The organism is Streptomyces sp. SID9727 (assembly GCF_010550605.1).
Taxonomy (GTDB): domain Bacteria; phylum Actinomycetota; class Actinomycetes; order Streptomycetales; family Streptomycetaceae; genus Streptomyces.
In genome coordinates, this window is the sequence record NZ_JAAGNI010000008.1 from 1 (window position 1) to 5,487 (window position 5,487).

Consider the following 5,487-nt stretch of genomic DNA (forward strand, 5'->3'; position numbering starts at 1 on the left):
ACCAGGCGCAGGGCCGGCGCCCCGGCCACCGCGTCCGCCACGGCCGCGCAGTCCGCCTCGGTCCGGGCGCCGGTGCGCGCTCCCTCGCCCGCGCCCAGCTCCACGACGACGTCGACCGGGCGGGACGCTCCCGCCGCGCGCAGGGCCTCGTCCATCAGCTCGACCCCGCGCACGGAGTCCACGTAGCAGACGAAGGAGAAGTCCGGGTCGGCGTCCAGCTCGCCCGCGAGCCAGCGCAGCGCGGCGGCGTCGACCAGCTCGTTGGCGAGGAAGATCCGGCCGATCCCGAACGCACGGTAGACGCGTGCCTGGTGGGGAACGGCGGCCGTGATGCCCCAGGCGCCGTGCTCCAGCTGGCGGGCGAAGAGCTGCGGGGACATCGACGTCTTGCCGTGCGGGGCGAACGCGAGACCGTGGCGTTCCGCGTACGTCTCCAGGAGCGCGAGGTTGTGCTCGACCGACTCGGCGGACAGGGCGAGCACGGGGGTGGTGAACCCGCCCTCGAAGAGATTGCGGCGCTCGGCGGCCAGGGCGCCGACGGTCAGGCCCTCGGCGTCGGGCGGGAGGCCCTTGAACCGGTGGTCGACCGGTTCGTCGGCGAGAGCGGTCACGTGGGGCGCGGCGGCCATGGGGTCTCCTCGGTCCGGTCAGCGATCTGATTGCAACATATGCAACACCCATTGCGTATATCGCTCAAGGCTGTCTAACATCCGAGCCGACGCCCGGTCAATGGTGAGTGCCGGTGCCGCCGCCCGACTGCTGAGGAGCCCCGCGTGTCCGGAACCACGCCCGCCGACGTCGTGTGCCTCGGTGAGTCCATGGTGACGTTCCTGCCCTCGCGGCCCGGGCGCCTCGCCGACGTGCCGTCCTTCGACCGGGGCATCGGCGGCGCCGAGTCCAACGTCGCCTGCGCGCTGGCGGCGGCCGGGCACCGGGCGGCCTGGGTGAGCCGGGTCGGGGCGGACGGCTTCGGCGACCACCTCGTGGAGGCGGTCGCCGCGTACGGCGTGGACACGTCCTTCGTGCGGCGCGACCCCGACCGGCCGACCGGGATCTACTTCCGCACGGCCACGGACCGGGCCACGGACGTCCACGAGGTGGCGTACTACCGTGCCGGGTCCGCGGCGTCCGCGATGTCGCCCGAGACGGTGCCGTGCGACGCGCTGCCCGCCGCGCGGATCCTCCACCTGTCGGGGATCACCGCCGCGCTGTCGGCGGACTGCCTGGCGCTGCTCCACGAGCTGACCGCTCCCCGGGCGGGGCGGCCGCTGGTCTCGTTCGACGTGAACCACCGGCCGGGGCTGTGGCGCGGGGAGTCCCCCGCGGTGCTGCTGGAGCTGGCGCGGCGGGCGGACGTGGTGTTCGTGGGGGAGGACGAGGCGGAGGAGGCGTGGGGCGTCGTGGGCGCCGCCGCGATCCGGGAGGCCCTGCCGGAGCCGGGGGTGGTGGTCGTGAAGCGGGGCGCCGACGGTGTGACGGTGTTCTCCCGTGAACCGGGGCTCCGCCCGGGCGCCCGCGCCTCGGACGCCGGCGGGGCCGATGAGGTCACCCACGTCCCCGCGCTCCGCGTCGACGTCGTCGCCCCCGTCGGTGCCGGCGACGCCTTCGCCGCCGGGTTCCTGTCCGCCACCCTCCGCGGACTCCCCGTCCTTACGCGCGCCCGCCACGGCCACCTCCTGGCCGCCGCCGTCCTCACCGTCCCCGGCGACCTCACCGCGCCCCCCGCCCGCGAGCACGCCGACCGGCTCGCGGCACTGGACGAGGACGCGTGGGGGAGACTGCGTCTCGGCCCCGGGTGGACGGGGGACGACACGGAGGTACGTACGCCATGAGCCAGACCGTCGACCGCGCGCTGAGCATCCTGCCGCTCCTCGCCCAGGGGCCCGCCGACCTCGGGCAGGTCGCCGACCGCCTCGGCGTCCACAAGTCCACCGCGCTGCGCCTGCTCCGTACGCTCCACGAGCACGGGCTCGTCTACCGGCAGCAGGACCAGCGCTACCGGCTCGGCGCCCGGCTGTTCGCGCTCGCGCAGGAGGCCGTGGAGAACCTCGACGTGCGCGAGATCGCCCACCCGCACCTCGCCGAGCTGAACGAGCTGTGCGGGCACACCGTCCACCTCGCCGTGTACGAGGAGAACGAGGTCCTCTACATCGACAAGGTCGAGAGCCGCTACCCGGTCCGGATGTACTCGCGGATCGGCAAGCCCGTCGCGATCACCGTCGCCGCCGTGGCCAAGCTGCTCCTCGCCGACCTCAGCGAGGCCGAGCGGCGGGCCGTCGCGGACAAGCTCGACTACCCCATGTACACGGCCCGTTCGACGCCCGGCGCCGCCGCGTTCCTCAAGGAGCTCGCCGCCGTACGCGAACAGGGCTGGGCCACCGACCTCGGTGGCCACGAGGAGTCCATCAACTGCGTCGGCGCCCCCATTCGCGGGGCCGACGGGCGCGTCGTCGCGGCGATGTCGGTCTCCGCGCCGAACGTGGTCGTCACGGCCGAGGAACTCCTCACCCTGCTCCCCCTGGTCCGTCGGACCGCCGACACCATCAGCCGGGAGTACTCCGGCAGCAACCGACCCAAGAAAGCCTGATCCGCCATGACCGAGAAGACCGCGCTCACCCCCAGCACCCACACCACCCCGCCCGCGAAGTTCTCGCACGGCGTGCGCAAGGGCAACATCCTCCAGGTCGCCGGCCAGGTCGGCTTCCTGCCCGCCGTCGAGGGCCAGGCGCCCACCCCGGCGGGCCCCACCCTGCGCGAGCAGACCCTCCAGACCTTCGCCAACGTCAAGGCGATCCTGGAGGAGGGCGGCGCGAGCTGGGACGACGTGATGATGATGCGCGTCTACCTCACGGACGTGGACCACTTCGCCGAGATGAACGAGATCTACAACGCGTACTTCGCCGAGCAGGACCTCAAGGAGGCCCCGGCCGCGCGCACCACGGTCTACGTCGGCCTCCCGAAGGGCCTGCTCATCGAGATCGACGCCCTCGCCGTCCTGGGCTGAGCCATCCCCGTAATCCGCACCCCGCCCGGCACGGCGCGCACACCCTTCGCGCCGTGCCGCGGTCCCCCCTGCCCCGGGGGTGTCTGACACATCCCCGACATGGACCAACAACGGAGTTACCCATGCAGCTCGCCGCAGGCCCCGCCCCCGCCGAGACGCCACCCCACACCGGTGGACTCCTCCTCCTCATCGACGGCACCGCCGGGCTGCTGACCGTCGCCGTCCTCGGTATCGCGCTCCTCCTCTTCCTGATCATCAAGGTCAGGCTCCAGCCGTTCGTCGCGCTGCTCGCCGTCTCCATAGCCGTCGGCCTGGGCGCCGGGCTCTCCGTGACCGAACTCTTCGGCACCGTGCAGAAGTCCGCCGCCGTCTCCGTCATCGAATCCGGCATGGGCGGCATCCTCGGCCATGTCGCGATCATCATCGGCCTCGGCACGATGCTCGGCGCGATCCTGGAGGTCTCCGGCGGAGCCGAGGTGCTGAGCGCCCGGCTGCTGCGGCTCTTCGGCGAGAAGCGCGCCCCGCTCGCGATGGGCCTGACCGGTCTGATCTTCGGCATCCCGGTCTTCTTCGACGTCGGCATCTTCGTCCTCGCGCCGATCGTCTACGCCGCCGCCAAGCGGTCCGGCAAATCGATCCTGCTGTACTCCATGCCGCTCCTCGCGGGTCTCTCCATGACCCACGCCTTCCTGCCGCCGCACCCCGGACCGGTCGCCGCCGCCGGCCTCTTCCACGTCTCGCTCGGCTGGGTCATCCTGATGGGCGCCCTAGTCGGCATCCCGTCCGTGCTCGCCGCCTGGGGCTACGCCGCCTGGATCGGCAAGCGGATCTTCGTGGACGTCCCGCAGGACATGGTCGAGGCCGCCGAGGAGGCGAAGGCCGCCGTCGTCGCCGAGCAGCGGGCCGCCGGGGTCGCGCCGCGCGAGGAGCCGGTCGCGCTCTCCACGGTGCTCGCCATCATCGGCACCCCGCTGATCCTGATCCTCGCCGCCACGTTCTCCTCGATCGCGATGGACCCCTCGACGGGCCGCTCGGTCATCGAGTTCTTCGGCAACCCCTTCGTCGCCCTGACGATCGCGCTGCTCCTCGCGTACTACCTGCTCGGCATCCGGCGCGGCTGGTCCCGCAAGTCCCTGGAGTCGGTGTCCACTTCCTCGCTGAAGCCGGTCGGGAACATCCTGCTCGTCGTCGGCGCGGGCGGCATCTTCGGCGCCGTGCTCAAGGGCAGCGGCATCGCGGACGCGCTCGCCGACACCTTCAACGACGTCGGCCTGCCCGTCATCCTGCTCGCCTGGCTGATCTCGGCCGTGCTGCGCATCGCCCAGGGCTCGGCCACGGTCGCCATCGTCACCACCGCCGGCATCGTGGTCCCGCTCGTGGAGAACCAGGGCTTCTCGCAGGCGCATCTCGCACTGGTCATCATGGCGATCTCGGCCGGCTCGATCATCGCCTCGCACGTCAACGACGGCGGCTTCTGGATGGTGTCGAAGTACTTCGGCATCTCCGAACGCGACACCCTGAAGTCCTGGACCGTGCTCGAAACCGTCCTGTCGGTCGCCGGGTTCGCCGTCGCGGCGCTGCTCAGCCTGGTCATCTAGCCGTACGCGTACGCGTACGCGCACGAGTCACGGGTACGGGTCAGGCCGCCGAGGCGCAGATGATGCTGCGGCCCTGGTTGACCTGCCAGTACCAGAACCGCTCGCCGGGCCCCGCCGGGCAGGTCCAGTTCTGGCCCTGCTTCGGGGCCCGGTAGAAGCCGGTGATCCGCAGGATCGACTGGCCCGCCCTGGGCACCTTCGAGGCGTTGCAGCGCCAGACCACCGTCAGGTCCGCGTTGGTCTCCCCGTTGACGTCGGCCGGGAAGCACTGGCCCGCCCTGTACACCCGGTCCAGGCACAGCGTCCGCGTGATCCCGTCGTCGCCCGACCGGCTCCACCAGGTGAAACCCGCCCCCGTATCGCAGGAACTCGACGCGCCGGCGCGGGTGCTCACCCGGTTGACGTGCATGTACGCGTTCGAGGCGGCGCACTTCACCCGGATCGGGCGGCTCGCGCTCATGTGGTCGTAGCCGTCGTTGTACACGTTGAGGCAGTCGCCCGCGTGCACGGCGGCGAAGGCGCGGTCGGTGGAGTCCATGGTGGGCGTGGGGGTCGGTGTGGGGGTCGGGGTCGGGGCCTCCGTTTCGGTGTCGGTGTCCGTCGAGCCGCCGCCGCTGCCCGACGTGTCCGTGTCGGCGCTCGCGCTGTCGTCCGTGTGCGTGTCGAGGCCGGTGCCCGAGGTGACGGAGCCGGACGCGCCGCTGCCCGACGCCGAACCGCCGTCCGTCTTCTCCCAGGGCTGCCACGCCAGCAGCCCCGCCACGGCGACCAGGACGAGCAGCAGGGCCAGGGCGGCGCCGCCGGAGGACGACGAGCCCGTGCGCGGGCCCGCCGGCACGGGGGCCGGGGCGGGCGAGGTGGCCCGGGCCCGCGCCTCACGTTCGG

4 protein-coding genes and 2 pseudogenes are annotated in these 5,487 nt (G+C 72.5%); 4 read left to right on the top strand and 2 right to left on the bottom strand.

Annotated elements, in window-relative coordinates:
• Positions 1-629: pseudogene (locus tag G3I41_RS00720) on the bottom strand (amino acid deaminase); the annotation flags it as partial.
• Positions 630-773: 144 nt separating this feature from the next.
• Here G3I41_RS00720 and G3I41_RS00725 point away from each other — a divergent pair.
• The 4 genes from G3I41_RS00725 (at position 774) to G3I41_RS00740 (ending at position 4,602) form a co-directional block, all read left to right on the top strand.
• Positions 774-1,832, top strand: coding sequence for a sugar kinase (locus tag G3I41_RS00725; RefSeq protein WP_164398341.1), 1,059 nt, complete (start codon positions 774-776; stop codon positions 1,830-1,832).
• Positions 1,829-2,587 (top strand): IclR family transcriptional regulator, encoded by a 759-nt coding sequence (locus G3I41_RS00730; protein ID WP_164398342.1) that lies wholly within the window; start codon positions 1,829-1,831, stop codon positions 2,585-2,587. The genes G3I41_RS00725 and G3I41_RS00730 overlap by 4 nt, the downstream gene beginning before the upstream one ends.
• A gap of 6 nt (positions 2,588-2,593) precedes the next feature.
• Positions 2,594-3,004: a RidA family protein gene (locus G3I41_RS00735; RefSeq protein ID WP_164398343.1), complete on the top strand. Its 411-nt coding sequence runs from the start codon at positions 2,594-2,596 to the stop codon at positions 3,002-3,004.
• A gap of 122 nt (positions 3,005-3,126) precedes the next feature.
• A complete protein-coding gene (locus G3I41_RS00740) occupies positions 3,127-4,602 on the top strand; it encodes a gluconate:H+ symporter (protein WP_164398344.1) in 1,476 nt (491 codons plus the stop codon).
• A 40-nt stretch (positions 4,603-4,642) separates the two neighbouring features.
• Here G3I41_RS00740 and G3I41_RS00745 read toward each other — a convergent pair.
• Positions 4,643-5,487, bottom strand: a pseudogene (locus G3I41_RS00745) (hypothetical protein); the annotation flags it as partial.